The sequence below is a fragment of the Microbacterium lacticum genome, from assembly GCF_006716815.1.
GTDB lineage: Bacteria > Actinomycetota > Actinomycetes > Actinomycetales > Microbacteriaceae > Microbacterium > Microbacterium lacticum.
Window position 1 is genome coordinate 197,229 of sequence record NZ_VFPS01000003.1, and the last position, 23,950, is coordinate 221,178.

At 68.3% G+C, this 23,950-nt stretch carries 23 protein-coding genes and 6 pseudogenes; 16 read left to right on the plus strand and 13 right to left on the minus strand.

Going from position 1 to position 23,950, the window contains the following annotated elements; translation table 11 throughout:
- The first annotated feature begins 202 nt into the window (after positions 1–202).
- The 3 genes and pseudogenes from FHX68_RS09660 (at position 203) to FHX68_RS09670 (ending at position 2,143) form a co-directional block, all read left to right on the plus strand.
- Positions 203–592, plus strand: coding sequence for a sterol carrier family protein (locus FHX68_RS09660; protein ID WP_141381023.1), 390 nt, complete (start codon positions 203–205; stop codon positions 590–592).
- A gap of 91 nt (positions 593–683) precedes the next feature.
- Positions 684–1,546 (plus strand): annotated as a pseudogene (locus FHX68_RS09665) (IS481 family transposase); the annotation flags it as partial.
- A 255-nt stretch (positions 1,547–1,801) separates the two neighbouring features.
- On the plus strand, positions 1,802–2,143 hold the full coding sequence (locus FHX68_RS09670; protein WP_141381493.1) for a potassium transporter Trk: 342 nt from the start codon (positions 1,802–1,804) through the stop codon (positions 2,141–2,143).
- Between the two features lie 48 nt (positions 2,144–2,191).
- Here the strand turns inward: FHX68_RS09670 and FHX68_RS09675 are convergent, their stop codons facing one another.
- The gene (locus tag FHX68_RS09675) at positions 2,192–2,806 is read right to left on the minus strand and encodes a zinc-binding alcohol dehydrogenase (RefSeq protein ID WP_141381494.1); all 615 of its coding nucleotides are present in this window, start codon (positions 2,804–2,806) and stop codon (positions 2,192–2,194) included.
- A 114-nt stretch (positions 2,807–2,920) separates the two neighbouring features.
- Between FHX68_RS09675 and purM the strand changes: the two genes are divergently transcribed.
- Genes purM through FHX68_RS09690 form a run of 3 tightly spaced genes read left to right on the plus strand, consistent with a single transcriptional unit; the run spans position 2,921 to position 6,851 of the window.
- Positions 2,921–4,042 (plus strand): phosphoribosylformylglycinamidine cyclo-ligase, encoded by a 1,122-nt coding sequence (purM, locus tag FHX68_RS09680; protein WP_141381495.1) that lies wholly within the window; start codon positions 2,921–2,923, stop codon positions 4,040–4,042.
- Between the two features lie 10 nt (positions 4,043–4,052).
- Positions 4,053–5,516, plus strand: coding sequence for an amidophosphoribosyltransferase (gene purF, locus FHX68_RS09685; RefSeq protein WP_141381496.1), 1,464 nt, complete (start codon positions 4,053–4,055; stop codon positions 5,514–5,516).
- A 39-nt stretch (positions 5,517–5,555) separates the two neighbouring features.
- A complete protein-coding gene (locus tag FHX68_RS09690; protein WP_141381497.1) occupies positions 5,556–6,851 on the plus strand; it encodes an MFS transporter in 1,296 nt (431 codons plus the stop codon).
- Between the two features lie 54 nt (positions 6,852–6,905).
- Here the strand turns inward: FHX68_RS09690 and FHX68_RS09695 are convergent, their stop codons facing one another.
- Positions 6,906–7,079: a DUF3073 domain-containing protein gene (locus FHX68_RS09695; RefSeq protein WP_141381498.1), complete on the minus strand. Its 174-nt coding sequence runs from the start codon at positions 7,077–7,079 to the stop codon at positions 6,906–6,908.
- A 267-nt stretch (positions 7,080–7,346) separates the two neighbouring features.
- Between FHX68_RS09695 and FHX68_RS09700 the strand changes: the two genes are divergently transcribed.
- Together FHX68_RS09700 and FHX68_RS09705 are read left to right on the plus strand one after the other, a co-directional pair.
- On the plus strand, positions 7,347–7,892 hold the full coding sequence (locus FHX68_RS09700; RefSeq protein ID WP_141381501.1) for a universal stress protein: 546 nt from the start codon (positions 7,347–7,349) through the stop codon (positions 7,890–7,892).
- Between the two features lie 77 nt (positions 7,893–7,969).
- Positions 7,970–8,296, plus strand: a complete 327-nt coding sequence (locus FHX68_RS09705) for a hypothetical protein (protein WP_141381499.1) — start codon at positions 7,970–7,972, stop codon at positions 8,294–8,296.
- 203 nt (positions 8,297–8,499) lie between these two features.
- Here the strand turns inward: FHX68_RS09705 and FHX68_RS09710 are convergent.
- Positions 8,500–8,922, minus strand: a pseudogene (locus FHX68_RS09710) (hypothetical protein); the annotation flags it as partial.
- A gap of 96 nt (positions 8,923–9,018) precedes the next feature.
- Here FHX68_RS09710 and FHX68_RS09715 point away from each other — a divergent pair.
- A complete protein-coding gene (locus FHX68_RS09715) occupies positions 9,019–10,032 on the plus strand; it encodes an IS481 family transposase (RefSeq protein ID WP_141920135.1) in 1,014 nt (337 codons plus the stop codon).
- Between the two features lie 54 nt (positions 10,033–10,086).
- Here the strand turns inward: FHX68_RS09715 and FHX68_RS15915 are convergent.
- Positions 10,087–10,419: pseudogene (locus FHX68_RS15915) on the minus strand (hypothetical protein); the annotation flags it as partial.
- On the minus strand, positions 10,416–11,636 hold the full coding sequence (locus tag FHX68_RS09720; RefSeq protein WP_211345079.1) for a toll/interleukin-1 receptor domain-containing protein: 1,221 nt from the start codon (positions 11,634–11,636) through the stop codon (positions 10,416–10,418). The gene FHX68_RS09720 and the pseudogene FHX68_RS15915, both read right to left, overlap by 4 nt.
- A gap of 82 nt (positions 11,637–11,718) precedes the next feature.
- Between FHX68_RS09720 and FHX68_RS09725 the strand changes: the two genes are divergently transcribed.
- Both FHX68_RS09725 and FHX68_RS09730 read left to right on the plus strand, forming a co-directional pair.
- Positions 11,719–12,186: a TIR domain-containing protein gene (locus FHX68_RS09725; protein ID WP_141381561.1), complete on the plus strand. Its 468-nt coding sequence runs from the start codon at positions 11,719–11,721 to the stop codon at positions 12,184–12,186.
- Positions 12,187–12,201: 15 nt separating this feature from the next.
- Entirely contained in the window at positions 12,202–12,822 is a 621-nt protein-coding gene (locus tag FHX68_RS09730; protein WP_141381562.1) for an Nmad2 family putative nucleotide modification protein, read from the plus strand.
- 19 nt (positions 12,823–12,841) lie between these two features.
- On the opposite strand, the gene FHX68_RS09735 is transcribed toward FHX68_RS09730, so the two are convergent.
- The 7 genes and pseudogenes from FHX68_RS09735 to FHX68_RS09765 all read right to left on the minus strand — a co-directional run.
- The gene (locus FHX68_RS09735) at positions 12,842–13,861 is read right to left on the minus strand and encodes a nucleotide kinase domain-containing protein (RefSeq protein WP_170214309.1); all 1,020 of its coding nucleotides are present in this window, start codon (positions 13,859–13,861) and stop codon (positions 12,842–12,844) included.
- Positions 13,862–13,953: 92 nt separating this feature from the next.
- On the minus strand, positions 13,954–15,681 hold the full coding sequence (locus tag FHX68_RS09740) for a thymidylate synthase (RefSeq protein WP_141381563.1): 1,728 nt from the start codon (positions 15,679–15,681) through the stop codon (positions 13,954–13,956).
- Positions 15,682–15,809: 128 nt separating this feature from the next.
- A pseudogene (locus FHX68_RS09745) lies at positions 15,810–16,097 on the minus strand (integrase core domain-containing protein); the annotation flags it as partial.
- A 25-nt stretch (positions 16,098–16,122) separates the two neighbouring features.
- Complete coding sequence (locus FHX68_RS09750; protein WP_425325860.1) at positions 16,123–17,442, minus strand: ISL3 family transposase; 1,320 nt, start codon at positions 17,440–17,442, stop codon at positions 16,123–16,125.
- A 111-nt stretch (positions 17,443–17,553) separates the two neighbouring features.
- Positions 17,554–18,267 (minus strand): annotated as a pseudogene (locus FHX68_RS09755) (leucine zipper domain-containing protein); the annotation flags it as partial.
- Between the two features lie 611 nt (positions 18,268–18,878).
- Positions 18,879–19,514 (minus strand): PadR family transcriptional regulator, encoded by a 636-nt coding sequence (locus FHX68_RS09760; protein WP_141381218.1) that lies wholly within the window; start codon positions 19,512–19,514, stop codon positions 18,879–18,881.
- A 212-nt stretch (positions 19,515–19,726) separates the two neighbouring features.
- Positions 19,727–20,530, minus strand: a pseudogene (locus tag FHX68_RS09765) (DUF4097 family beta strand repeat-containing protein); the annotation flags it as partial.
- A 159-nt stretch (positions 20,531–20,689) separates the two neighbouring features.
- On the opposite strand from FHX68_RS09765, the gene FHX68_RS09770 reads away from it, so the two are divergent.
- Complete coding sequence (locus FHX68_RS09770) at positions 20,690–21,451, plus strand: MerR family transcriptional regulator (protein ID WP_141381219.1); 762 nt, start codon at positions 20,690–20,692, stop codon at positions 21,449–21,451.
- 94 nt (positions 21,452–21,545) lie between these two features.
- On the opposite strand, the gene FHX68_RS09775 is transcribed toward FHX68_RS09770, so the two are convergent.
- A complete protein-coding gene (locus FHX68_RS09775; protein WP_141381220.1) occupies positions 21,546–21,707 on the minus strand; it encodes a DUF2207 domain-containing protein in 162 nt (53 codons plus the stop codon).
- Between the two features lie 151 nt (positions 21,708–21,858).
- On the opposite strand from FHX68_RS09775, the gene FHX68_RS09780 reads away from it, so the two are divergent.
- The 4 genes from FHX68_RS09780 to crcB are packed head-to-tail and all read left to right on the plus strand — an operon-like array spanning position 21,859 to position 23,912.
- Complete coding sequence (locus tag FHX68_RS09780; protein ID WP_141381221.1) at positions 21,859–22,128, plus strand: DUF7218 family protein; 270 nt, start codon at positions 21,859–21,861, stop codon at positions 22,126–22,128.
- Position 22,129: 1 nt separating this feature from the next.
- Positions 22,130–23,092 carry a DNA topoisomerase IB gene (locus FHX68_RS09785; RefSeq protein ID WP_141381222.1) on the plus strand — a complete coding sequence of 321 codons (963 nt, stop codon included), beginning with the start codon at positions 22,130–22,132 and terminating at the stop codon, positions 23,090–23,092.
- A gap of 20 nt (positions 23,093–23,112) precedes the next feature.
- Complete coding sequence (locus FHX68_RS09790; RefSeq protein WP_141381223.1) at positions 23,113–23,541, plus strand: fluoride efflux transporter FluC; 429 nt, start codon at positions 23,113–23,115, stop codon at positions 23,539–23,541.
- On the plus strand, positions 23,538–23,912 hold the full coding sequence (gene crcB / locus FHX68_RS09795; RefSeq protein ID WP_141381224.1) for a fluoride efflux transporter CrcB: 375 nt from the start codon (positions 23,538–23,540) through the stop codon (positions 23,910–23,912). Before FHX68_RS09790 ends, crcB begins: the two co-directional genes overlap by 4 nt.
- The last annotated feature ends 38 nt before the right edge of the window (positions 23,913–23,950 follow it).

The following is a 23,950-nucleotide window of genomic DNA, read 5'->3' on the forward strand; positions in this document are numbered from 1 at the left end:
CGGGGCGGACCTGCGGAATTCCGCGGATCGAGGCGCGTGGGAGGGACAGCGATCCTGCAAACGGTACGCGCGGGGCGGGGGAAGGCGGTTCGCCATTCAGTCTGCGCGCGGGTGAGGGGGACGCGACGTCGCGGAATGACGGGGCGCGGCGGGCGCGCGCGGTGCGGGGAGACTGGATTGCGGACGCACTACCGTGGATGCCATGGCGCGGAAGATCTCCACCGAGGACGGGCGCGCGGCGCTCGCCGCGGTGGCGGCGGCGCGCGAAGCCGCGGGCGGCAGCGGTGACGGCGGGCTGGCCCTGCCCCGCGCCCAGACGGCGACGGCGGTGCGGTATCTCCTGCAGCTGCTCGCCGAGAAGGCCCCGGGCAACACGGTCGAGGTGCGTGTGCCGCCGTTCGGCGCCGTGCAGGTGATCGAGGGGCCCCGCCACACCCGCGGCACCCCGCCGAACGTGGTCGAGACCGATGCGGCCACCTGGATCGACCTCGCCACGGGCGCCGAGGCCTGGCCGGATGCCGTCGCCGCGGGCCGCATCGCGGCATCGGGCACCCGCGCCGACCTCGCCGCCCTGCTGCCGCTCCGTCCCTAGGTGTACTGACCCGGATCGTTGTTGACGTAGGAGAGACCTCCGTAGTCGAGTTGGAGCTGTCTAGGTTCCCTCGAGTCCACGGAGGTCTCTCGTGTCCCACGCTAACGCCCGGCTGACTCCGGCCGGCAGGTTGATCATGGTCCAGCGCATCGGGTCGGGGCGTGCGGTCGCGCACGTCGCGGCGGAGATGGGGATCTCCCGCACGACCGCGTGGCGGTGGTGGCGTCGGTTCCGGGAGCACGGCACAGCGGGGTTGGTGGATCGTTCCAGCGTCGCCCACGGGCATCCGCGGCGGACGGGGGCGTGCGTGGAGGCGCGGGTGCGGATCATGCGTCACCTCACGCGCCGCGGCCCGGTGTTCATCGCAGACAAGCTCGGCTTGCAGGCCTCGACGGTCGGTCGGGTGCTGCGCAGACACGGGGTGTCGCTGCTGAGGGGGCTGGACCCGGTCACCGGGACCGTGATCCGCGCGTCTCGACGGTCGGCGAAGCGTTACGAGCACGACCATCCCGGATCGCTGATCCATGTCGATGTGAAGAAGCTCGGCCGGATCCCCGATGGCGGTGGGTGGCGCCTCCACGGCCGCGGGCAGTGCCCTGCGAAGGCGTCACCGCGGCCGGGGTCCTCGAACGCGTGATCACGTTCTACGCGCGCCTGGGCGTGAGGGTCGAACGGGTCATCAGCGACAACGCGTTCGCCTACCGCCACTCCGCCGCGTTCAAAGCCGTGATCGACACGCACGCCATCAAGCAGCGCTTCATCAAGCCGCACTGCCCCTGGACCAACGGGAAAGTGGAACGCCTGAACCGCACTCTCGCCACCGAGTGGGCCTATGCCCGCCCCTGGACCTCCAACGACGACCGCAGAGCAGGCTTGACGACCTGGCTCGACCACTACAACCTAGACAGAGCCCACCTCGGCATCGGCGGCAAGACCCCCATCGACCGAATCAACAACGGTCGAGGCCAGTACACCTCGGCCCCGCGAACACGCCGATCACCGCGCAGCCGCAGCGCGCGGGCCTGGTGCCGAACGCCACGAACGGCGTGCCGCCGATCGTGCCGCCGCTGCTGGCGTCGGCCGCGGCCCTCAGTATCGTGATCGTGTCGGTGCTGAGCATGATGCGCGTGCTGCCGTGGCAGCGCCGGCTGGGCTGATCGCGCGAGACGGGCGGCCGCCGAGGTGACCGGCCGGTGGGACAATGGAGGGATGACCGAGCGCGCTCAGCACCAGATCGAGACCGCGCACGTGCGCCGGAGCCCCCGGTACGCGATCTTCTTCGTGCTCGGCGCGATCCTCGGCATCCTCGCCGCGCTCATCCTCACATTCGCCTTCGACGGCACCGAGGAGAAGAGCGCGTCGACACAGGTCATCTACTCGACCTCGCAGGTCTTCGGATTCCTGTGCCTCGTGTGCATCCCGATCGGCATGGCCGTGCTCGGCGCGGTCGCGCTCATCCTCGACCGCCGGCTGTCGCGCCGCCAGCACGAGGTGCGCCTCGACCACGAGCGCGTCGAGGTCGACTACCCCGACGACGACACGACGGTCTGACGCCGGAAGACCGGGCACCGAAACACCCGGGCGCCGAAAGACCGCCCGTCAGGCGATGTCGGCGATGACCGGCGCGATCGCCGCGTCGAAGGCCACCACGTCGCTGCGCAGCGAATCGGTGACGGCGACGGTGAGGGCGCCGATCCACCACACGCCGCGCTGCGTCAGCGGCAGCACCTGCACGTTCAGCTCGAACGAGTGCGCCCGGCGGCCCGCGTGCCGCTCGTGCTGGGCGATCGTGCTCGCGTACGCGCGGTAGGCCGACCCGCCCGACCGGGCGTCGGCGTGCGCGCGGGCGTGATAGCGCTCCGACGCCGCGCGGGCGTAGGCCACGGCATCCTCGCCGTACGGCGTAATCGCGGCGATCAGCGGGTCGAAGCCCTCGGTGGGCAGTGCCACCAGCATCTCGAAGCCGGGCACCAGCTCGAGCGGCACCGGCGACGTGTGCGCCTGCGGCTCGACCGTCATCTCCCAGTACGTGCGCCAGAGGCGATCGAGCGTCGCGGTGTCGTCGTACTCGCTGGATGCCGCGGGCGGCATATTCCGCAGATGCGGCAGCTCCTCGGGCGAGCGGATCCCGAGCACCTGCCGCAGGTACAGCGCGACGAGCACCGGCATGCCGGCGTCTTCGCGCACGACCCATTCCGGTGTCTCCGCTGCCATGCCGCCATCCTAGGCACCGCGCTCCTCGCGCCGCCCCTGCTCGCCCGCGCCGGCGCCCCGTCCCCCCACCCGGAGACGGCCGGCGGCACCCGCGCGGGCCGGTAGGCTGTTCGCGTGGCCCCGTCCCCACAGAACCCCTACACCGCAGCCGGCGTCGATACGGCGGCGGGCGACCTCGCCGTCGAACTGATGAAGTCGGCTGTGCGCCGCACGCACGGCCCCGAGGTCATCGGTGGCGTCGGTGGCTTCGCAGGCCTCTTCGACGCCTCCGCGCTGCGCGCCTACACGAAGCCTCTGCTCGCCACCTCGACCGACGGCGTCGGCACGAAGGTCGCGATCGCGCAGACGATCGACAAGCACGACACGATCGGGCAAGACCTCGTCGGCATGGTCGTCGATGACATCGTCGTCGTGGGCGCGAAGCCCTTCTTCATGACCGACTACATCGCCTGCGGCAAGGTCTTCCCCGAGCGCATCGCCGACATTGTGCGCGGCATCGCGACCGGCTGCGAGCTCACCGGCACCGCCCTCCTCGGCGGCGAGACGGCCGAGCACCCGGGCCTCCTCGGCATCAACGACTACGACGTCGCGGGCGCCGCGACCGGGGTGGTCGAGGCGGATCACGTGCTCGGCGCCGAGCGCGTCGAATCGGGCGATGTCGTGCTGGCCCTGGCATCCAGCGGTCCGCACTCCAACGGCTACTCGCTCATCCGGCACATCGTGAGCGGAAACGGCATCACCTACGGGGCGGATGCCGCGGACTTCGGCCGCACGTGGGGCGAGGAGCTCCTCGAGCCCACGCGCCTGTACACGCTGCCCCTGCTGCGTCTGCTCTCGCAGGTGCCCGGCGCCGTGCACGCGCTCAGCCACGTCACCGGCGGGGGCATCGCGGCGAACCTCGCGCGCGTGCTCCCGGTCGGCACCTGGGTCGACGTCGACCGGTCGACCTGGTCGCCGCCGCCCGTCTTCCGCGTGCTCGCCGACCTCGGCTCGCTCGAGCTCGCGCAGACCGAAGGCACCTGGAACCTCGGGGTCGGCTTCGTCGCGGTGGTCTCGGCAGATCAGGCAGATGCCGCCGCGGCGGCCCTGAACGCCGACGGCATCGCCACCTGGCAGGTCGGGGTCGTCCGCACCGGGCCGGTGCCGCAGGACTCCCACGGAGATTTCGAGCAGGGCGCGAAGGGCGTCGACGGGGGCGCCGTGCGCCTCGTCGGGGCTTACGCAGAAACGGACTGAGCAACAACACATGTGCGGAATCGTCGGCGTCGCCTCACAGGGGAACGTCAACCAGGAGATCTACGACGCCCTCCTTCTGCTGCAGCACCGCGGGCAGGACTCGACCGGCATCGCCACGGCGGAGCCGAACGGCGTGTTCCACCTGTTCAAGGCGAAGGGGCAGGTGCGCGAGGCGTTCCGCACCCGCGACATGCGGGCGCTCCTCGGCAGCATCGGCCTCGGCCACGTACGCTACGCCACGAAGGGCACCGCGTCGAGCGAAGAAGAGGCGCAGCCCTTCTACGTGAACGCGCCGTACGGCATCGTGCTCGTGCACAACGGCAACCTCACGAACACGCGCGAGCTCACCGACGAGCTCTTCCGCAAGGATCGCCGCCACCTCAACACCTCGAGCGACACCGAGCTGCTCGTCAACGTGCTCGCCAACGAGCTGCAGGCATCCATCTCGGGTCTCGATCTCGACCCGCCGCAGATCTTCCAGGCCGTCTCACGCGTGCACGAGCGGGTCGAGGGGTCGTACGCGTCGATCGCCCTGATCGCCGGCTACGGACTGCTCGCCTTCCGCGACCCGTTCGGCATCCGCCCGCTGATCCTCGGCACGCGCCGCCACGACGACGGCCACGATGAGTGGATCGTCGCCTCCGAGTCGCTCGTGCTCGAGAACGCCGGCTTCGAGGTCGTCCGCGACGTCGAGCCCGGCGAGGCGGTGTTCATCGACCTCGACGGCGCCCTGCACACGCAGCAGTGCGCCGCGAACCTGAAGCTCGTGCCGTGCTCGTTCGAGTACGTCTACCTCGCCCGACCCGACTCGGTGATGAACGGCATCTCGGTCTACGAGGCGCGGCTCCGGATGGGCGACCGGCTCGCCGACACGATCGCGAAGTACACGCCCGCGGGTGCGATCGACGTGGTCATGCCGATCCCCGACTCGTCGCGGCCCGCCGCGATGCAGGTGGCCCGCAAGCTCGGTATCGAGTACCGCGAGGGCTTCTACAAGAACCGCTACGTCGGCCGCACGTTCATCATGCCGGGCCAGGCGGTGCGCAAGAAGAGTGTGCGCCAGAAGCTCAACGCCATGTCGAGCGAGTTCAAGGGCAAGAACGTGCTGCTCATCGACGACTCCATCGTGCGTGGCACGACGTCGAAGGAGATCATCCAGATGGCGCGGGATGCCGGTGCCGAGAGTGTCACCTTCGCGTCGGCCGCGCCCCCCGTGCGCTACCCGCACGTGTACGGCATCAACATGCCCTCGCGCCACGAGCTCGTCGCTTACGGCCGCACGATTCCCGAGATCGCCGCCGAGCTCGGCGCCGACTACTTGGTCTACCAGGAGATCGGCGACCTGAAGGCGGCGATCCTCGAGGGCGCGACGGGCGTCGACGACCTCGATCTGAGCTGCTTCGACGGTCGCTACGTCACCGGCACCGTGACCGAGGAGTACCTCGCCTGGGTCGAGGGTTCGCAGGAGAGCTGACCGCCCGACCCCCGCTCCGGCGGCGATAGGCTGGATCGAGTGCCAGACCCGCGCCCCCTCTCCCTCTGGCGCGGCAGACTCCTCGCCTTCACCGGCATCGTGCTGGTCGCCTTCTCGCTGCGCTCGGCGGTCGCCTCGATCTCGCCGATCCTCGCCGAGATCGAGGCCGACTTCGCGGTGCCGTCGTGGATCCTCGGGCTGATCGGAGCCGCGCCGCCGGTGTGCTTCGCGGTGTTCGGCATCGTGACGCCCGCCCTCGAGCGGCGCTTCGGCCTGGAACGTCTCGCGGTCGCCGCGATGGTCGTCGCCACCGGCGCGATGGTCGCGCGCGCCCTGGCATCCGATGCCCTCGCCCTTCTTCTCGGCACGGCGGTGCTGTTCGCCGCGATCGGCGTCGGCAACGTCGTGCTGCCGCCGCTCATCAAGAAGTACTTCCCCGACCGCGTCGGCACGATGACGGGGCTGTACTCGTCGCTGCTCGCCGTCGCCGCGTTCGTGCCGCCGCTCGTGGCGGTGCCGGTGGCGGATGCCGCGGGCTGGCGCTTCTCGCTCGGCATGTGGGCGGTGTTCGCGCTCGCCGCGATCGTGCCGTGGGTGGCGCAGCTGGTCGTGGATGCCCGCGAGCGCGCGGCGGGTCGGGCCGCGGCGGCGCGCGGGCTCGACGGGAACGGCGCCGGCGATGCGGTCGGCGCCGACGTCGAGATCGACGAGCCGACGCCGCGCGTGCTCGGGCGGCTGCCCCGCATCCCGCTGGCGTGGGCGCTGGCGGTGACGTTCGCGATCTCGTCGGCGAGCGTCTACGCGTGCTTCGCGTGGCTGCCGGTGGTGCTCGTCGAGATGGCGGGCGTCTCGCACGCGGCCGCGGGCGCGCTGCTGTCGCTGTTCGGCGCGATGGGGCTGCCGTGGTCGATCCTCGTGCCGATGGCCGTCACGCGCTGGAACCGGGTCGGCGTCGTGTACGTCGTCGCACTGGTCGCGGGTGTCGCCGGTGTGCTCGGCATGGTGCTCGCCCCGACCGCGGCGACGGTGCTGTGGGTCGTGCTGCTCGGCACGCCGCAGGGGCTCTTCCCCGCGGTGCTCGTGATGATCCAGCGTCGCTCGCGCACGCACGAGGGCGCGGTGGCGCTGTCGAGCTTCAGCCAGAGCATCGGCTACGCGATCGCGGCGATCTTCCCGCTGGCGTTCGCGGTGCTGCACGAGACCACGGGCGGCTGGCAGGCGCCGCTGGTGCTGCTCAGCGTGCTGTTCCTGTTCGCGATCCCGGCGGGGTACGTGGTCACCCACACCCGCACGATCGAGGAGGAGTGGGAGAAGCGCACCGGCCGCACGTGGTGACGCGGACGCGCGCGGATGTCGCGCGGGCGCGGCGGGAAGCCGACGTGGGGGAGATCAGGCCGTTTCGACCTTGTCGTCCTCGTCTTCGTCGGCCCACTTGTCGACGTACGGGTCCTCGTCGTGGTGACCGAGTTCCTTTTCGAGCGCGGAGTAGTTCACGTTGTACGTGTCGTACTTGAGTTCGCGAGCGATCTTGGTGTGCTTCGCCTTCTGACGGCCACGCCCCATGCGAGACCCCCTCATTTCTGAGTCACGGGCGGTGCGGCTGCGTTTCGCACACTCACCCGATGCATTCACGATGCGTTTCGAACCGGCCCGAGGCCGGGAAGAGTAGCATTCAGGATAACACGGTGGCCTCCGACCCCTCGCGGTTCGTGACGACCTGGTTCGCGACGACGCTGTTCGCGACGGCCGGACATGCGGGCGAGTGGTCACATCGATCGAGCGGAGTATGTGATGTCGGATGCCGAGGCCGGCGCAGATGCCCAGGCCGGCATGGATGCCGAGGCCGGCGCTGATTCAGAAGCCGTCGCCGTCCCGCGTCGCGCGGTGATCGTCGGGGTCATCCCCGATCAGCCGCAGCGGGTGCTGACCGAGGCGGCGCGCTATGCGCGGCTGTTCGGGGCGCCGCTGATCGTGGCGCACGTCGACGTGACCCGGTTCGTCACGTATGAAGACCCGGACGGCTACGTGCACACCGCGCCGATCGACCTCGACAACTCGGCGGGGGAGGCGCAGCTCGCGCGCGTGCGCGAAGCGGCGGTCGCCGCCCTCGGCGGGGCGGGCATCGAGTGGACGACGGCGCAGCTCGTCGGCGATCCCGCGCTGGCGCTGAAGCAGCTCGCCGAGCGGGCCGAGGCCCGGCTGATCGTCGTGGGCACCCGCCGTCGCGGCTTCGGCGAGACGGTGCGCGAGTTTTTCACCGGCTCGGTCGCGGCGCGGCTCGCGCACCGCCAGTCGCGCCCGATCCTCGTGGTGCCGCTCGACGACCCCGTGCAGGGCAGCGACGACCCCTGGGCCGAGACCTGGCCCCAGGCCTGAGCGGAGACCTCGCTCCGGGGTATCCCCCCTTCTTGCGTCGATGACGCGGGACGACCAGCGTCGCCCGGTATCACCTCGTGACGATCCCGCCTCCTCAGGACAGGCCGACCACCGCTGCCGGCCGGGGGGAGCAGGTGCGCGGCATGTGCCAGGACATGCTCGCGAGCGGCACCGCCGGACCTGTCGCCCTGGCGCTCGCCGGCGGGGTGGTGGGCTCGTACGAGCCGGTCGCCTCCGGCGATGGCACGAGCGTCGTCTATGCGAAGAGCACGCGCAGCTACCAGGGCATCCTCGGCGGCGCGGGCGCGATCATCGGCGGGTCGCTCGGCGGGGCGCCCGGCGCCGCGATCGGCGGGGCGATCGGCGGAGTCATCGGCACGATCGTAGACGACTGCAAAGACTGACCGGGCGGGTCTGGCTGGGCGGCCGCGTGGGGGACGTTCACATGGGCCGTGCTGTGCCCGATAGCGGCGCCGTCATCGCGAATCGATGCGTGCCGGTCCTACGAGCGTCGATCGCCCGAGCGGGGTCTGGAGGTTTCTCGTTGTCTTGGGTGCACGCTTGCGGACCGGCTTCCGCGCAGTCGCGCCATCAGTTGCAGGTTCGACTAGCTCACCTGGTTCGACGCCGCGGCTAGCAGGCGCACGGTTGCGCGCGCGATGTCGGCTGGCCTGTGGCTGATCGTGAGCAGCCGCGAGAGTTCTTCGTCAAGGTGCGGGCCGAAGGCGGCACTGGCGTACGCGGCTTGCAGCGCATCCAGCGCGACTGCGACCTGCGCGCCCAGAGCATGAGCCGGATACGCTCCGGGCGACCACCCATCAAAGAACTGCGGATATAGACGCTGCGCGACTGCCGCTGCCGCGCCCCCGTAACCTCCGGCGACGAGCAGCAGACGTCCGGACTGTATGGTCAGACGTGCCTCTTCGATCACGCCGGGTTCCGCGCCGACGTAGCCAGCGAGGCGCCCCCCAACAATCAGACGGGCTGTTGTTACGCTCGCGACATACTCGCGCATCGCGGTCAACGCGTTGCCCGCGTCTTGACTCCAAGAGCCGTCTAGGTGTTCTTCCCACGGTGGTTGTGAGCAGCGTGGCGTGACGGGATGAGGTGAGGACCTCCGGTATCGATGTGGGTTACCACACTCACTCGATCCACGGAGGTCCTCGTGTCATACGTTACCCACGCTCGCGCCGCGCTCACCGTCGATGGGCGGATCAAGATCGCTCGGCTGGTGATCGAGGACGGCTGGACGCAGGCTCGTGTCGCGGAGCGGTTCCAGGTCGCCCGTGGCACGGTCTCCAAGTGGGTCGCCCGGTATCGTGCCGGCGGACGCGCGGCGATGCAGGATCGCTCCTCACGGCCGGCGAGCTCGCCATCGCGGACGCCGCAGCGTATGGAGCGGCGGATCATCGGGTTGCGGGTGACCCGACGTTGGGGCCCGCATCGGATCGCGTACCACCTGCTGCTGCCGCAATCCACGGTCTCGAAGGTGCTGAAGCGGTACCGGGTGCCGCTGCTGGGGCAGGTCGACAAGAACACCGGTGTTCGGGTGCGCAAGCCGAAGCCGGTCCGGTACGAGCGACAGGCGCCGGGCGAGCTGGTGCACGTGGACGTGAAGAAGCTCGGCCGGATCCCTGACGGTGGCGGCTGGCGCACGCTGGGACGTGCCACGGGCCGCAAACGCCGCTCCGGGGTCGGCTACTCGTATCTGCATTCCGCGATCGACGACCACGCCCGACTGGTCTACTCCGAGATCCTCCCCGACGAACGCAAGGACACCGCCGGCGGGTTCTGGCAGCGCGCCAGCGCGTTCTTCGCCGGGCACGGCATCACCGTGCAGCGGGTGATGACCGATAACGGCTCCTGCTACCGGTCCAAGGTGTTCAACGAGGCGCTCGGCGAGAACGTGAAGCACAAATACACGCGGCCCTATCGGCCGCAGACCAACGGGAAGATCGAGCGATTCCACCGCACCCTCGCCGACGAATGGGCCTACGCCCGCCACTACGACTCAGACCAGCAGCGAGCCGCCAGCTACGACGCCTGGCTGCACCACTACAATCACCATCGACCCCACACCGGCATCGGAGGCCGAGCACCCATCGACCGCGTCCACAACGTCAGTGGGAAGAACATCTAGGGCACGTGCGATCGGTACCGTCTTGAGCGACTCGGAAACCAACGTCAGTCTGCCGACGTCACCGAAGTTCCTGTCTGCCGCGATCAGCTCGTCTACCGTGAGCTTCCGGTACTCGGATTCGGCGAGCGTGATCTCAAGCGCGGATCGTCCGCTGCTGAAACGTTGGGCCTCTTCGATCAGGATCTCGGTGTAGCCACCGGGATTGAGGTGACCGCCGTATACGACGGTTCCTCCCGCGAGCATGATCGCTCTACCCACTTCGGCGACGACCAGTCGGCAGTGTTGCTCAGTGAGACCCAGACGTGAGAGATCGGCGCTCTCAGAGACTGACAAGGCGACTTTCTGGCCCGAGAGAGCGTCTCGCGAGATGAGGGTGGGCTCGCTCATGTCCTGAGTGCTCCACCGCGCGCAGCGAACGTCCGGGGCGTCAAGATGTCGACGTCGACGTCGTAGCCTGCCACCGCGCACAACTGCAGCAGCACCTCTCGCTCGGCCGGCCCGAGCGGCGGATCGGGGTGAATGACCCACAGGTGCTTGTCATCTGGCTGCGTCTCTTGATGTGAAGCGAGCCAGGGGGTGATCGTGGTCGGCTCAGGCGATTGCGCCGGAAGCCAATCGAACCCGTCCTCAGAGAGATAGGACGTCTGCGCGTGCCAGAGAGTGTTCTTGAGCGCCTCGTCGACGAGCCTGTTGAGGGCGAGGGCGACACCCTGATCAGGGTCGGCGAGGTCACAGACCACCGAGGGGACGTGGTCCATCAGAAAGGAGCCCCGCTCCTCACCGGCAGTGAGCGCGTACATGCAGACGACCGGCATGCCGCTGTGCTTCGCGGCGTGGACCTCACGTTGCGTCCATTCTCGCGCGGCGTAGACGTCGGTGCGGATCATCAGCAACGCGCTGCTGCCAGCGGCGTCCTCAAGCGTCCTCTCCCAGTCACCGCCAGGTTGGATGTCTTGCGCGTCGAAGAAGGCCGACAGGTGAGACCGCTGGATGTGGTCGCGCACACGCTCGAACATCGCGGGGCCGGAGCGCGAAGCTTCCTCCGAAGAACGGTGCTTCGTGTGGCTCACGAACACCGTCAGCCGTGCGGGGAGGTTCGCTTCATGCTGAATCTGTTGAGTGATCGCCTGCGCTAGCTCGCGCCCGAACAAGCCGGCATCCGCGTTCACGTCAGCGGGCAGGGTCTGGATGCCGCCGAGGATCTGACTGACGGTGCTGGTGCCCCATTGCAGGCCTTTCGCGACGACGGGGTAGACGCCTACGCCAGCCCTCTGGTTCAGCTCGGCGATCTCGCGAAGATAGGTGTTCCATGGTTTGGCCGCCTCGGCCGCTGCACGGAGCAAGTTCGTGTCGATGATTGGGACGATCGCGTTGAACTGTGCGGTCGGGAGTCCCTCGCCGAGCGGCGTCGCAATGCCCAAGGGCCGTGGCGGCCCTCCGTCCTCCCAGGGATCGCTGCGCGCATACACCTCGACGGCGCCGCCGGCCAGTCCTGAGAACGCCGGGCTATGGAAGTGCTCATGTAGCTCCGCGAATCGCTCGGCGCCGATCGCGTCATCGGGGTGCCAGACGACGAACACGTCAAGGATCGGCGGGATCGGCACGCGCACTCCTCTCGAAACGCCTGCTCATCGGGGCGATGTCGGTGGTCAAAAGTAGACTATCCCTGGAAGGGAGGAGCCCGAGATGAGCGCCCAACACAACATTTTCATCAGCCACCGTCACGAAGACGATGCGCTGGTCGGAGATCTCAAGAAGATGCTCGCCGGCAGCGGAGCCGAGATCCGGGACTCGTCGATCACGAGCGAGACCCCGAACAACGCGAAGAGCCCCGATTACATCAGGACGCTCTTGGCGGACCAGATCCGATGGGCGGGAAAGATTATCGTCATCATCTCCCCCGACACGAAGAACCATGAGTGGGTCGACTGGGAGATCGAGTACGCCCGCAAGTTCCCGGACAAGCGGATCGTAGGGGTCTGGGCACCAGGCACGACGCACCACGACATGCCCGAGTCGCTCGAAGACTACGCGAACGCGATCGTCAACTGGGATGCCCAGGCGATCATCGACGCTCTTGACGGCAAGGACAACTGGACAGAACCCAGTGGTGCTCCCGCGCCCGTGCAGTCGATTCCCCGCGCTGCCTGCTGAACAGGGAGGTCGAGCGTGAAGCTGTTCAGCTACATCGTGCGCTACGACGTCGGGTTCGCGCCAAACCCCTTTCACGGTGTCTGCTCGCTTGCCACGTGCAAGCAGGACATCCGCAAGGTCGCCCAGGTCGACGACTGGATTGTCGGCACCGGCTCCCGACCGAACGGCAAAGCAGGCAACCTCGTCTATGCGATGCGCGTCTCAGAGATCGTGAGCTTCCAAGAGTATTGGCGCGATGAACGGTTCGCCGAGAAGCGGCCAAACCTTCGAGGCAGCCGCATGCAGCACTTCGGCGACAACATCTACCACCGCGATCACGCCGGAGATTGGATCCAGGAGAACTCCCGCCACAGCAAGGACGACGGCTCTCTGGAGGCGCGTCACATGCTGCGCGACACGAAGAGCGAGCGGGTGATCCTCGGAGACGAGTTCGTGTACTTCGGCGGAGACGGCCCGGTCATCCCCGAATCGCTGCGCATCGACTACGGCTTCGACCTCGTGCACTCGGCACCTGCATACCGCAGCAACTTCACGGACGAGCACGTCGCAGCGATCATCGAGTGGGTGCGATCGCTCGAGCAGGGGGTGCAGGGACGCCCGCACGACTGGCCACGACGCCGGCAACCAGCAGCATAAGCCCCCCGAGCGCTCTCACCTAGAACATGGGCTCGAGGACGCGAGCACGCAAGAACTCATCGCCCAGCACCTCGTTCTGAGGAAGGTGACCGTTGATCCCCCACTTGGGTGGGAAGAAGAGCGTCATCGGCTCCGGCGTGGAGACGTAGCGCGACTTGATCCGGCTTCTCGCACTGGCAAGCTCCGGAACCGCTTCACGGCAGTACTTATCCGTCTCGCAGAAGAGATTCTGAGCGTCAATCGCCTGGATCGGCCGGCCCCAGAGACCGCTGAACTCAAGTTCCAGGCGGGCGAACTCACCCTCCTGGTTGTCGACCATCCACATGATCACCTCTTGCGGTGTGAGGCCGCCCAGGTCGGAGAAAACCTTTCTGATGCCGCGCAGCGCGCCCGGACCAGGCTTCGTGAAATCGTTCTCAGAGAAGTTCACGTGCTCCGAGTAGTTCAGGTCAATCGCCATCTGATAAGACATGAAATCCCCCATCAAGGGGAAAGTGTGGAGCAGGTCGTAGACCTCCTCCAGCGACTCAGCCTCAAGAATCCGCTCGGCAAGGCACGACCGCACGAACATGTCCCGGAATAACTCCACATGGTTCAGATGCTTGGTCTTGCGACCGTAGGCGTCCGTGGCGCAGAGGATGAACGCCCCCGTGTAGAGGCCGCCGTTGCGGTCCTTCGCTTCGGTGAGCGCCCCCTCGAACACACCGGTCTCCAGATCTGCGATCCGAGGCGACCGCCCAAGTATCTCGACGACGGTCTCCCACGTACCGACATTGCTGAAGTTTCGGAACGCGACGATCTGGAACAGGCGATCTGCAGGACTTGAGTCGTCATCGCAGTAGGCGACGTCGCGGATGAGGTACTGGCTGACACGGTCAGCAGCCCGATAGACGTTGCAGAACTTGTACTCCTGGAGAATCCGGTCCTGCGTCCACGGCCCCGGGGCTCCAGCGACGCGCGCCTCAAACACATGCTGCCGCTCAGCGGCGAACTTCCAGTAGAGCTCGTAGACCCCGTCCCGGGGAGTTGGTGCTCTCATAACCCGTGCCTGTCTCCGTCCTACGCTGCCTACGGCCATCCGCCTCTCGTGGCGCGATGTATGTCCGACCCGTCGTCCACTGCTTCGCTCCATCATCTCCCCCCGGACGCGTCGCAGCCCGCCGGAACCGCCGTCATGACCGTCCCGCATCCCGGCAGCGCGTCGACTCCATCCGGGTCAGACGCCGCGACCGCAAGCATGAGGCGTAACGCGGTCGCCGTCAGGCGCTCTGCCAGTGCGAGCTTCTCCATCCACTCGCCCTGCGGGTGGAGTTGGAGGAAAACGTCCAGCTCGTCGAACGCCGCCGAGGCCTCTGCGGCCTCCGCATGAACGGTCCCGACCTCGCCGACAACGTCACGCGCCCGCATGAGTTCCTCGAAGCCGTCCGGACCGTCGCTGAACCGCTCACCGCCATTCGTGAAGAGCTTCTCGGCGACGTCGGTCGACTGGTCCGCGAGGAATGTCTCATATTTGACCGCGTACACGAGGAGATCGACCACAGTGTCCAGAAGTGTCTCTCTCCCCGCCGCAGCGCCGCCTACCACCTGATCGATACGATCCATCTTGCGGGCGAGGTTGGCTGCGATGCTGATTAGCTCTCCGCGCCTTTTCCACGAGTTGCCGTAGGCGACATCCTTCGACCGATGCAGATCGATGACGGACTCGCGCAGGTCGGCCCAATTCACCGCGGAAACGGGTGAGGACAATAGCTGGGCGGAGTCTCGAAACAGTTGCTCGTGGAGCGCGAAGGCGATATCGCTGTGGCCGAGCTCGTCAACGAGTTCACGTTGCCGCGCATCGTCGGCACCCGCTGCGATCGCCCACTTGATCGCGATCGCTTGAAGGAACTGACGCAGTAACGGGTCGGGGAACTCAGCGATCTCCGCGTGACAGTCCTCCCCGGAAGCGAGTCGAGCTTCGAGGTCAAACCAGCGATCGAGCACATCCGCGAAGTCCTCCCACGGAGTCCTGAACTGGGCGCCCGCCCACGCTTCCTCATAGCCGGTGGCGCTACCAAACCCGGTGAGCGCACGGTCAGCTTGCTCATTCCGCTCGTCGTAGAGATGAAGGGATGAGATGAAGAACGACACGTGACCAACTCGTGCACCGAGCCAGAAGGCCATCATCTCGTGCAGCACACTCCACTCGAACGTGTTGATGCCGGAGAATCCCCACAGGATGTCGTTGGAACGCACGGTCACGTTGAGGTAGACGCTGCCATTCCTGACGAGGAAGTGCAGCCAGTTGTTGCAGGGCACATCGAGCGTGTCCACGAAGTCGCGCGCCGGATCGAACAGGACAGCTACCGCCCGGCGAGACTCAGGGTCCGAACGGAGGAGCTTGCGGATCTCATCCACCTGATCGACTCCACCCCAGTCGCGCAACCGTGGCCCATAGCCACCACGCCATGTAACCTTGTCGTCCGAGAACTGCAGCGCGCGGCCGAGATAGCGGGCCAGATAGTCCATATCATTGCGGCCAGCGAGCACCCACATCGTCTCGGCGATGGTCGCGAACACATCGTTGCGACGACCCGGTACGGGATGAAACGTTCCGTTGGCTGCGCCAACGTAACAGTACGTGCGAGACGCTCGTGAGTAGGCAGTCCGCGAACCGTCACCGGTTGCCCACTCGAACGGATCTCGGCAAGCTCGGCGATGAAGGCCCGCGCAGCATTGCGATAAACCATTTGACCCTCCCCGGAGTTGCTTCTTGAAACCGAGTATCCCGCGCCTCGCGGAGAATCCTGGCGCAGAAGAATCACGGGGTCGGCTGTTTCGTGGAAATATCTCGGTCACGACACGCACGCGATCCTGCATTCCGCATATCCAAGTCCACTTGGGTACACCCCGCGGAGATACTCGCGACTGTCCCTTGTAAGAGCAATGCCCGTTTAGGGATCGAACAACGTGCGAGGAAGGTCGCGGATGGTGAGGCTCGGTGTCGCCTAACTGTGATGTCCAGGCAGGTTGTTGAGTCTGCTGATGGGTGCGGCTCCGACTGCGGAGTGGTGCCTGTGATGATTGTAGGTGTGTAGCCAGGCGGGTAGCGCGGCTCGGCGTTCGGATTCTGATCCGTAGAAGCGTGCGTAGGCCCAGCCGTCGGCGAGGGTGCGGTGGAACCGCTCGATCTTGCCATTGGTCTGTGGACGATAGGGGCGGGTGCGCTTGTGTCGGACGCCGAGCAGGGTGCAGGCATCTCGCCATGCGTAGGAGCGATAGGCCGACCCGTTGTCGGGCTCTTCGGACATTCGGTGGGGGTCATGGGGTGAGGCCGCCGGCGGCGAGGAGCATGCGGAGCCGGTAGTTGTCGCGGTTGCGGTAGCCGCGGGCGAGGCGGCGGTGGAGCTCGATGATCCCGTTCACCGCCTCAGTGCCGCCGTTCGATGATCGTCCGGTCGTGAAGTAGGCCAGGAACGCGGCTCGCCAGCGGCGGAGGGTGCGGCCGAGGCGGGCGATCTCGGGGATCGGGCAGGTGTGGAATGTGTCGACGACCTTCTCGGCGATCCGCCGCCCCTCGGCGAGGTCCTTCTGGTGGTAGGCGGAACGCAGTTGCTGGGCGCACTGCCATGCGACGAACACCTCGTCGTGCGCGGGGTCGGCCTCGATCGCTGCCGCGAGCCTGGTCCGCTGCTTCTCGGTGAGGTTCTCGGCGCCGGCGCGGAGGATGGTCTGGATCCCGTAGAGCGGATCGCCCTTCCGGCCGCGGTGACCGAGGGTGTCCTGCTGGACACGTCGGCGGACCTCGTCGACGGCGGCGGTGCCGAGCTTGACGACGTGGAACGCGTCGAGCACCGCGACGGCGTCCTCGAGCTTGTCGTCGATCGCGGTCTTGTATCCGGCGAACGGGTCCAACGCCGCGACCTTCACGTTGTTCCGGAACGCGTCGCCGCGCTCGTCGAGCCAGGCCGCGTAGGCCTTCCCCGATCTGCCCGGCACGAGGTCGAGCAGCCGGGCACGGGTGCGACCGTGCTCATCCCGGGTCAGGTCGACCATCCCGGTCAGCTCCTTCGGGCCGCGCTTGCGGGAGTCGACGTGATGCCAGATGTGCTCGTCGACGCCGAGGGTGGTGACGTTCTCGAACCGGGACTCGTCGGCAGCCAGCTTGACGAGTTCGGGCTCAACGGCCCGCCACACCGTCTTCCACGACGTGCCCAGCTGTCGGGCCAGGCCCGCGATCGTGGCGTGCTCGCGGCGCAGCTGCCCGATCGCCCACGTCACCGCGCGCATGGTGATCGACCCGCGCGCGGCGACCAGGGTCGGGACCTGCTCCACGAACGTCCTCCTCATGCAGTCGGGATCATCACAACGCCACACCCGCTGCCGCCAGATCAGTCGCACCCGCGTCGCGCCGGGCACGTCGTGAAGAACGCGGCGGCGGCGACCCCGACCGACAGCGAGCACCCCGCACGACGGGCAACCGGCCGGCGCCGCGGGGCTCGAGACCGTCACCACCAGCAGCCCGTCCAGACGCTCGACCGCCTCGACATGGACGCCGTCGAGACCGAGCAGCAGATCGCAGCGGGAGCACGGGCAAGCGGCAGAGCGCGCATCAGCGCACCCCGAACTATGGTGAGACACGTCGAGGTCCTCGGTTGGAGCAGCAGTTGGCGCTACTGATCCTCGGGGACCTCGACCCCTACCCGCCCGAACTCACCCGGCGAGCCTCACCCCCACCGGAAGTCCGAAGAGCCCGTTGTCGGATAAGACGCGCTCGACTGTGACGCCGCGATCTGCGAACCAGGCGGCAGCGCGTTCAAGGACACCGATCGCCGTGACGGCTTTCTCGTCGGCGCAGATCTCGGCGTAGGCAACGCGGGAGTAGTCATCGATAACGGTATGGACGAATGCGGTGCCGATGTTCGGGTGACCTTTGCTGGTTCTTCCCGTGCGGAGAGCCGTCGTCGCCTTGTGTTTGTCTCCTTGCTGCTTGCCGACGAACCGCCAGCCACCACCATCGGGGATGCTGCCGAATTTGGTCACGTCGACGTGAATCATCGATCCGGGATGGGGATGCTCGTATCGGCGGATGGGTTCGCCGGTAACCCGATCGATATGACTGAGTCTGTTGATCCGCGCGCGCACCAGTACCGCATGAACAGTCGAGGTCGGGAGGCCGAGCTCCGCGGCGATCTGCGCCGGGCCGAGCCGGCGTCGCCACCGTGCCTTCACGATCCGTTTGACCAGCTCGGGAGGGGTCTTGGTCGGCATCGATCGCGGCCGGCTGGATCTGTCGAGCATCCCTGCTGCCCCCTCGACGCGGAACCTGACGGCCCACTTCCGCGCCGTAGGCGGCGAGGTCATGAACATCTTCGCCGCGACAGTGGCGGACCAATGCTCTTCGACAATGAGCTTGGCCAGCCGCAAACGAGCGCGCGGGGTCAGAGCAGCGTTAGCGTGGGACATGAAGGCCTCCTGTGTTGCGTGAGCGGTTTCTAAACAGCTCCACTCTCGCAACCGGAGGCCTTCACCCCTCAGAAATCACGAGCGATTCACGCAACAACGTCCCTGGACATCACAGCTAACCCTCGCAGAATCGGAGTCGGGGACGCGAGGCCCTCCACTGCTGTGGGCCGTATCCGTTGCCGGGGTGCTGTCGATGTTCCCCATCGCGCTCGCATCGCCCAGCCTCTGCGGGATCGGCTGCTACTTGCCGGGCTTTATCCGGTACGACGCACTCGCGTCACCAGGACGTCGTCGGGACTATACAGAAACCGTGCCCGGAACGAGGCCAGGGAGGACTGCGGTTCGAAATCGGAGGCGAGCTGGCCGGCCAGGCGTTCAACGAGCCCGGCGCCGCCGTAGCAGGTCGGGGTGTGGAGCGGCCAGTACGCGGTGAATGACTTGTCGCTTTTTGTACCCGCGCGCGAACGGCGGGTCCTTCGTCAGGTCGAATCTCTCGAAGCGCTCACCCGTCTGCACCAGATCAACCCCCCGCTGCATCACCCCGTAGGTCTGGCTCCGAGCATCGTCGCAACGCCCGGCCTCATCGAGGAGGCCGTTGATCGGCGCCGGGATCAGCGGCGCAGGGCCCGCGCCAGGTCGCGGAGCGTGTCGTCGAGCGAACGAGCGAGGTCGTCGACGACGGATGCCGCGAGCGAGCCGCCGCGCGCCAGGTGGGTGCGCAGGTCGGTGCGCACGGACGTGCGGAAGTCGGTGACGATCGCCTCGGCGCGGCGCACCTGCTCCCGTGCATCTGCGCGGGAGGCCGATCGCGCGTCGGCGCGCGCCACGTCGTCTGACTGCGCCCGCTCCTTCGCCGCGCCCTGTTCGGCCTGTGCGGCGGCGGCGAGGTCGGCGCGCAGGCTCTTCATGGCCTCGCGCACGCTGCCGCGCACCTCGTCGGCGATGAGGCGCACGCTGTCGGCGAGCCCGGCCTCGATGCCCTCGAGGTCACCCGCGCGCGCGACGACTTCGGCGTGCCCGGCCTCGGTGATCGCGTAGATCGTCTTGCGACCCTCGACGCTCTTGGTGACCAGCCCCTCCTCCTCGAGCTTCGCCAGCCGCGGATAGATCGTGCCAGCGCTCGGCGTGTACGTGCCGCCGGTGCGGTCGGAGAGCGCCTGCATCAGGTCGTATCCGTGCCGCGGTGACTCGTCGAGCAGGTTCAGCAGGTACAGGCGCAGGTCGCCGTGAGAGAAGACGGGAGGCATGCTCACGCCTCCCGATCGGTGTCGAGGCGATCGGTGTCCGGGCGCTCGCCGTCGGGGCGCTCGGTGCCGAACCCGTCGCCGTCGAGGCGGTCCGGGTCGGCGGCGGCCTCGACCGACGCGCCACCCGAGGCATCCTCGACGGAGACCTCCTGCAGGGCGGGCTCGTCGACGTGCGGAGCCACCTCGTCGAACGAGTTGTGCTCGACGGATGCCGCGCGGCGCAGCACCATGATCGCGCCGGAGACCGAGTTGACGCGCACGTCGACGAAGCTGCCGCTGAGCTCGCCGTCGGAGTCGACCCAGTTGGTCGGCCCCGAGCCCGACCGCTTGATGCCGTCGACGAGCACCCGGCCGCTCACCGAGCGCAGCACGTAGTTGGCGGCGTGCCCCTCGTCGAGGCGCACGGTGCTCTTGCCCGACACGGTGTTGAGGTTCACCGTGTCGACGCGCCCGGTCGAGTCGACGAGCAGGTCGCCCGACACCGTGTCGATCGTGGCCTTGCGGATGCTGCCGGTCGCGGCGACCTCGCCCGAGACCGAGTTGGCGGTCAGCGCACCGTCGAGGCTGCGGACCTGCACGTCGCCCGACACCGCGTTGACCGACAGGTCGCCGACGAGACCGTCGACGATGAGGTCGCCCGACACCGTGTTCAGGCGCGCACCCGACCGCAGACCCGACACGAGGGCGCTCGCCGAGACGACGCCCAGGTTCAGGGCGATCCCGCGCGGCACCGCGACGCTCACCTCGGCCTTGGGGCCGGCGGCGCCGAAGTTGCGGAACACCTCGAGGAAGTTGTCCCAGCGCAGCTGCGCGTGGTCGATCTCGACGACGTCGCCGGATGCCTCGATGCGGAGGTCTTTGCCGGTCACCGCGTGCACCTCGATGCGCACGCCCGGTTCGTCGTGGGCGACGACGTCCACCTGGCCGCCGACGAGGCCGATCTTGAGCTTGCGGATGTCTTCGAGGTCGATCACGCGGGACTCGCCCGGCTTGATGAGCCACTTCTCGATCGTCATGGTCTGTCTCCTGCGTTGCGCGAATCGAGATATATCGCGTTGATCCGATCAAACACGATATATCTCGACTTTGTCAACACCCCGCTTTCCAAGCCCGCGACCGAGCGCCGCGAACGCGAGGTTGACATTGACGCGGCGTCAACCTTTACCGTGGCATCCATGAACGAATGGTCGACCCACGAGGTCGCGCGTCTCGCCGGAACGACGAGCCGCACGCTCCGCCATTACGACGCGATCGGGCTGCTGAGCCCCACCCGCGTCGGGGCGAACGGCTACCGCTACTACGACAGCGACGCCCTCGTGCGCCTGCAGCGCATCCTGCTGATGCGGGAGCTCGGACTCGGGCTGCCGCAGATCGCCGATGTGCTCGCGCGGCCGGCGACGGTCGACGAGGCGCTCGTGCAGCACCTCGCCTGGCCGCGAGAGGAGCAGGGCCGCCTCGGCCGGCAGATCGCCTCGGTGGAATCGACCCTCGAGACACGGAAGAATGGAGAAGAGCCCGTGGCAGAGCAGATGTTCGACGGGTTCGATCACACCGCCCATCGGCGCGAGGTCGCCGAGCGCTGGGGAGAGCAGGCCGCGGCCGACTCCGACCGGTGGTGGCAGGGACTCGACGAGGCCCTGAAGGGCGACGGGAAGGCCCAGACCGCGGCGCTCGGCGCCGCGTGGACAGATGCCGCGACGCGGGCGATCGCGCCGGACGGCGCCGAGGCGCACGAGCTCGCCGCCCGCCACGTGGCGTGGCTGCGCGGCATCCCGGGCACCCCGGCCGCCGACCCCGACGGCGACGCCGCCGGGTACGTGCGCGGGCTCGGCGAGCTGTACGTCGCCGACCCCCGCTTCGCGGCGAACTACGGCGGACAGGCGGGCGCGGAGTTCGTGCGCGACGCCCTCGCCGCCTACGCCGACGCCCACCTGTGATCGGCGGCTGCGCCATGGGCGCACCCGCACACACGACGACGCCCCTGCGGAGTGATCCGCAGGGGCGTCGCCCTTGTGTTCTCGGGACGAGGCGTTACGCCTTGCCGCCCCGCACGACTCGCAGCAGGAACGCGATCAGCGCGATCACGCCGACGATCAGCGCGACCCACAGCAGCCAGCTCAGAGCGGTGTTCATGCCGCCGACGATGGCGAGCACGATGGCGACGACGATGATGATCAGAAGAGCAATGTTCATGGGGAGGCTCCTTTTTCCTTCGGGGGGAGGTCATGGGAACGCCATGACGCCACGGCCACAATGGGCCACCGTGGCTCCCCGAAAATACCCTCGATCGGCAATCGTGCGGACCCCCTTGCCAGGCGGCCCCGCGGTGCGATAAGGCCGAAGTATGCCCCAGAACCGCACCCCCTCCTCGCTCAAAGATCCGCACCTCTACGAAGAGCTCCGGAAGGATGGCGCCTCGAAGCAGAAGGCCGCCCGCATCTCCAATGCCGTCGCCCGCGACGGCGCGAAGGCGGTCGGTCACCGCGGCGGCGAGGCGGGGTCGTACGACGACTGGACGGTGTCCGAACTGCGCGCCCGCGCGAAGGAGCTCGGCCTCTCGGGCTACTCCGGCAAGCGCAAGGCGGAGCTCATCGACATGCTGCGGCACTCCTGACGTGCCGCGGCTGCGAAAAGTCCGCCCGGGGGTCGACCTCGGGTACCGGCGGGTGCGCGCCGGTGAGGCGTTCCGATACACCGACGCCGACGGTGCGGCCCTTCCCGCCGACGAACGCGAACGGGTCGTCGCCCTCGTCATCCCGCCCGCGTGGAGCGAGGTCTGGATCAGCGCGGCACCCAACGGGCACATCCAGGCCACCGGCATCGACGACGCCGGCCGGCTGCAGTACCTGTACCACCCCGACTGGGCGGCCGGGCGCGACAAGGGCAAGTACGCCCGCGCGCTGCAGCTGGCGGGGTCGCTGCCGCGCGCGCGAGGGCGGGTCACCACGTCGCTGCGCCGCGCCGACCTCGACCGCGAGCGCGTGCTGGCGGTCGCCTTCCGCATGCTCGACCTCGCCGCCCCGCGGGTCGGCAGCGAGCGCTACCTCGTCACCCACGGCAGTCGGGGCCTCACGACCCTTCGCCGACGGGATGCCGCGACCGCGGCATCCCTCGTCAGCCTGCGTTTCCGCGGCAAGAGCGGAAAGATGCAGCACCTCGAGATCGACGACGCCGAGCTCGCAGAGGTGGTGCTGCTGCTCTCGGCGGGCCGCCCCGCCTCGCCGCTGCTCGCCTACGAGCGCGGGCGGCGCCGCGTGCCGCTACATCCGAAGGACGTCAACGCCTACGTCCGCACGATGACCGGGGGAGCGTTCACCGCGAAGGACTTCCGCACCCTGCGCGGCACGATCCTCGCCGCCGACGCCCTCGCGCGCATCGGTCCTGCCTCGACGAAGACCGACCGCAAGCGCGCCGAGGTGCTCGCGGTGAAGGCCGCCGCCGAGGCGCTCGGCAACACCCCGACCGTCGCGAAGAGCTCGTACATCGACCCCCGCGTGTTCGCCCGCTACCGCAAGGGGGTGCTGCTCGACACGTCGGTGTCGCCCGAATCGGCGATCCGCACCCTGCTCCTCGGCTGATCGCGCCCTATCCTGCCCACATGGTGCAGCGCGCGTGGTTCTCCCCGGCCGTGCTCCTCCTCGTCATCGCGGGCGGCGCGATCGGGGTCGCGGTGCGCGCGGTGATCGTCGTGCCGCTCGGCGACGTGGCGAACCCGCTGGTCGTGCCGGTGGTGACTCTGGCGGTGAACCTCCTCGGCGCCTTCACGCTCGGCGTGATCGTCGGGCGCCTCGATGACCATCACCCGCGGCTGCGCGCGTTTCTCGGCACCGGCGTGATGGGCGGATTCACGACCTACAGCGCGTTCGCGGTGCAGTCGGTGACCGTCTCGAGCGCCTCGCCGCTCATCGGGCTGCTGCTCATCGCGGTGTCGCTGTTCGGCGGCCTCGTGGCCGCCGTGACCGGGCTCGGCGTGGGGCGCGGCCCCACCCGCCGCCCGGGCGCCGAGTCGCCGGAGAGCGCCGAATGAACGCCCTGGAGTGGGGCGCGCTCATCGTGGGCGGCGGCATCGGTGCGGGCGCGCGCTACCTGCTCGACGGCGCCATCATGCGCGGGAGGAAGGATGCCTTTCCCCTCGGCATCCTCGTCGTGAACATCGTCGGATCGTTCCTGCTGGGCCTTCTCACCGGCGTTCCGCAGGTGTCGCCGCCGTGGCTCGCGATCATCGGTACCGGCGTGCTCGGGGGATTCACGACCTTCAGCACCGTCGCCGTCGAGACGGTGCTGCTCGCGCAGCGCCGCCGCCGCGACTGGGCGTGGGTAAATCTCCTCGGCACGTTCCTCGTCTGCCTCGTGGCCGCCGCGGTCGGCCTCACGATCGGCGGGCTCTTCCCGCGCTGAGCGGGTCCGTCGGCACGCCGACGCGTGCGACAATGGCA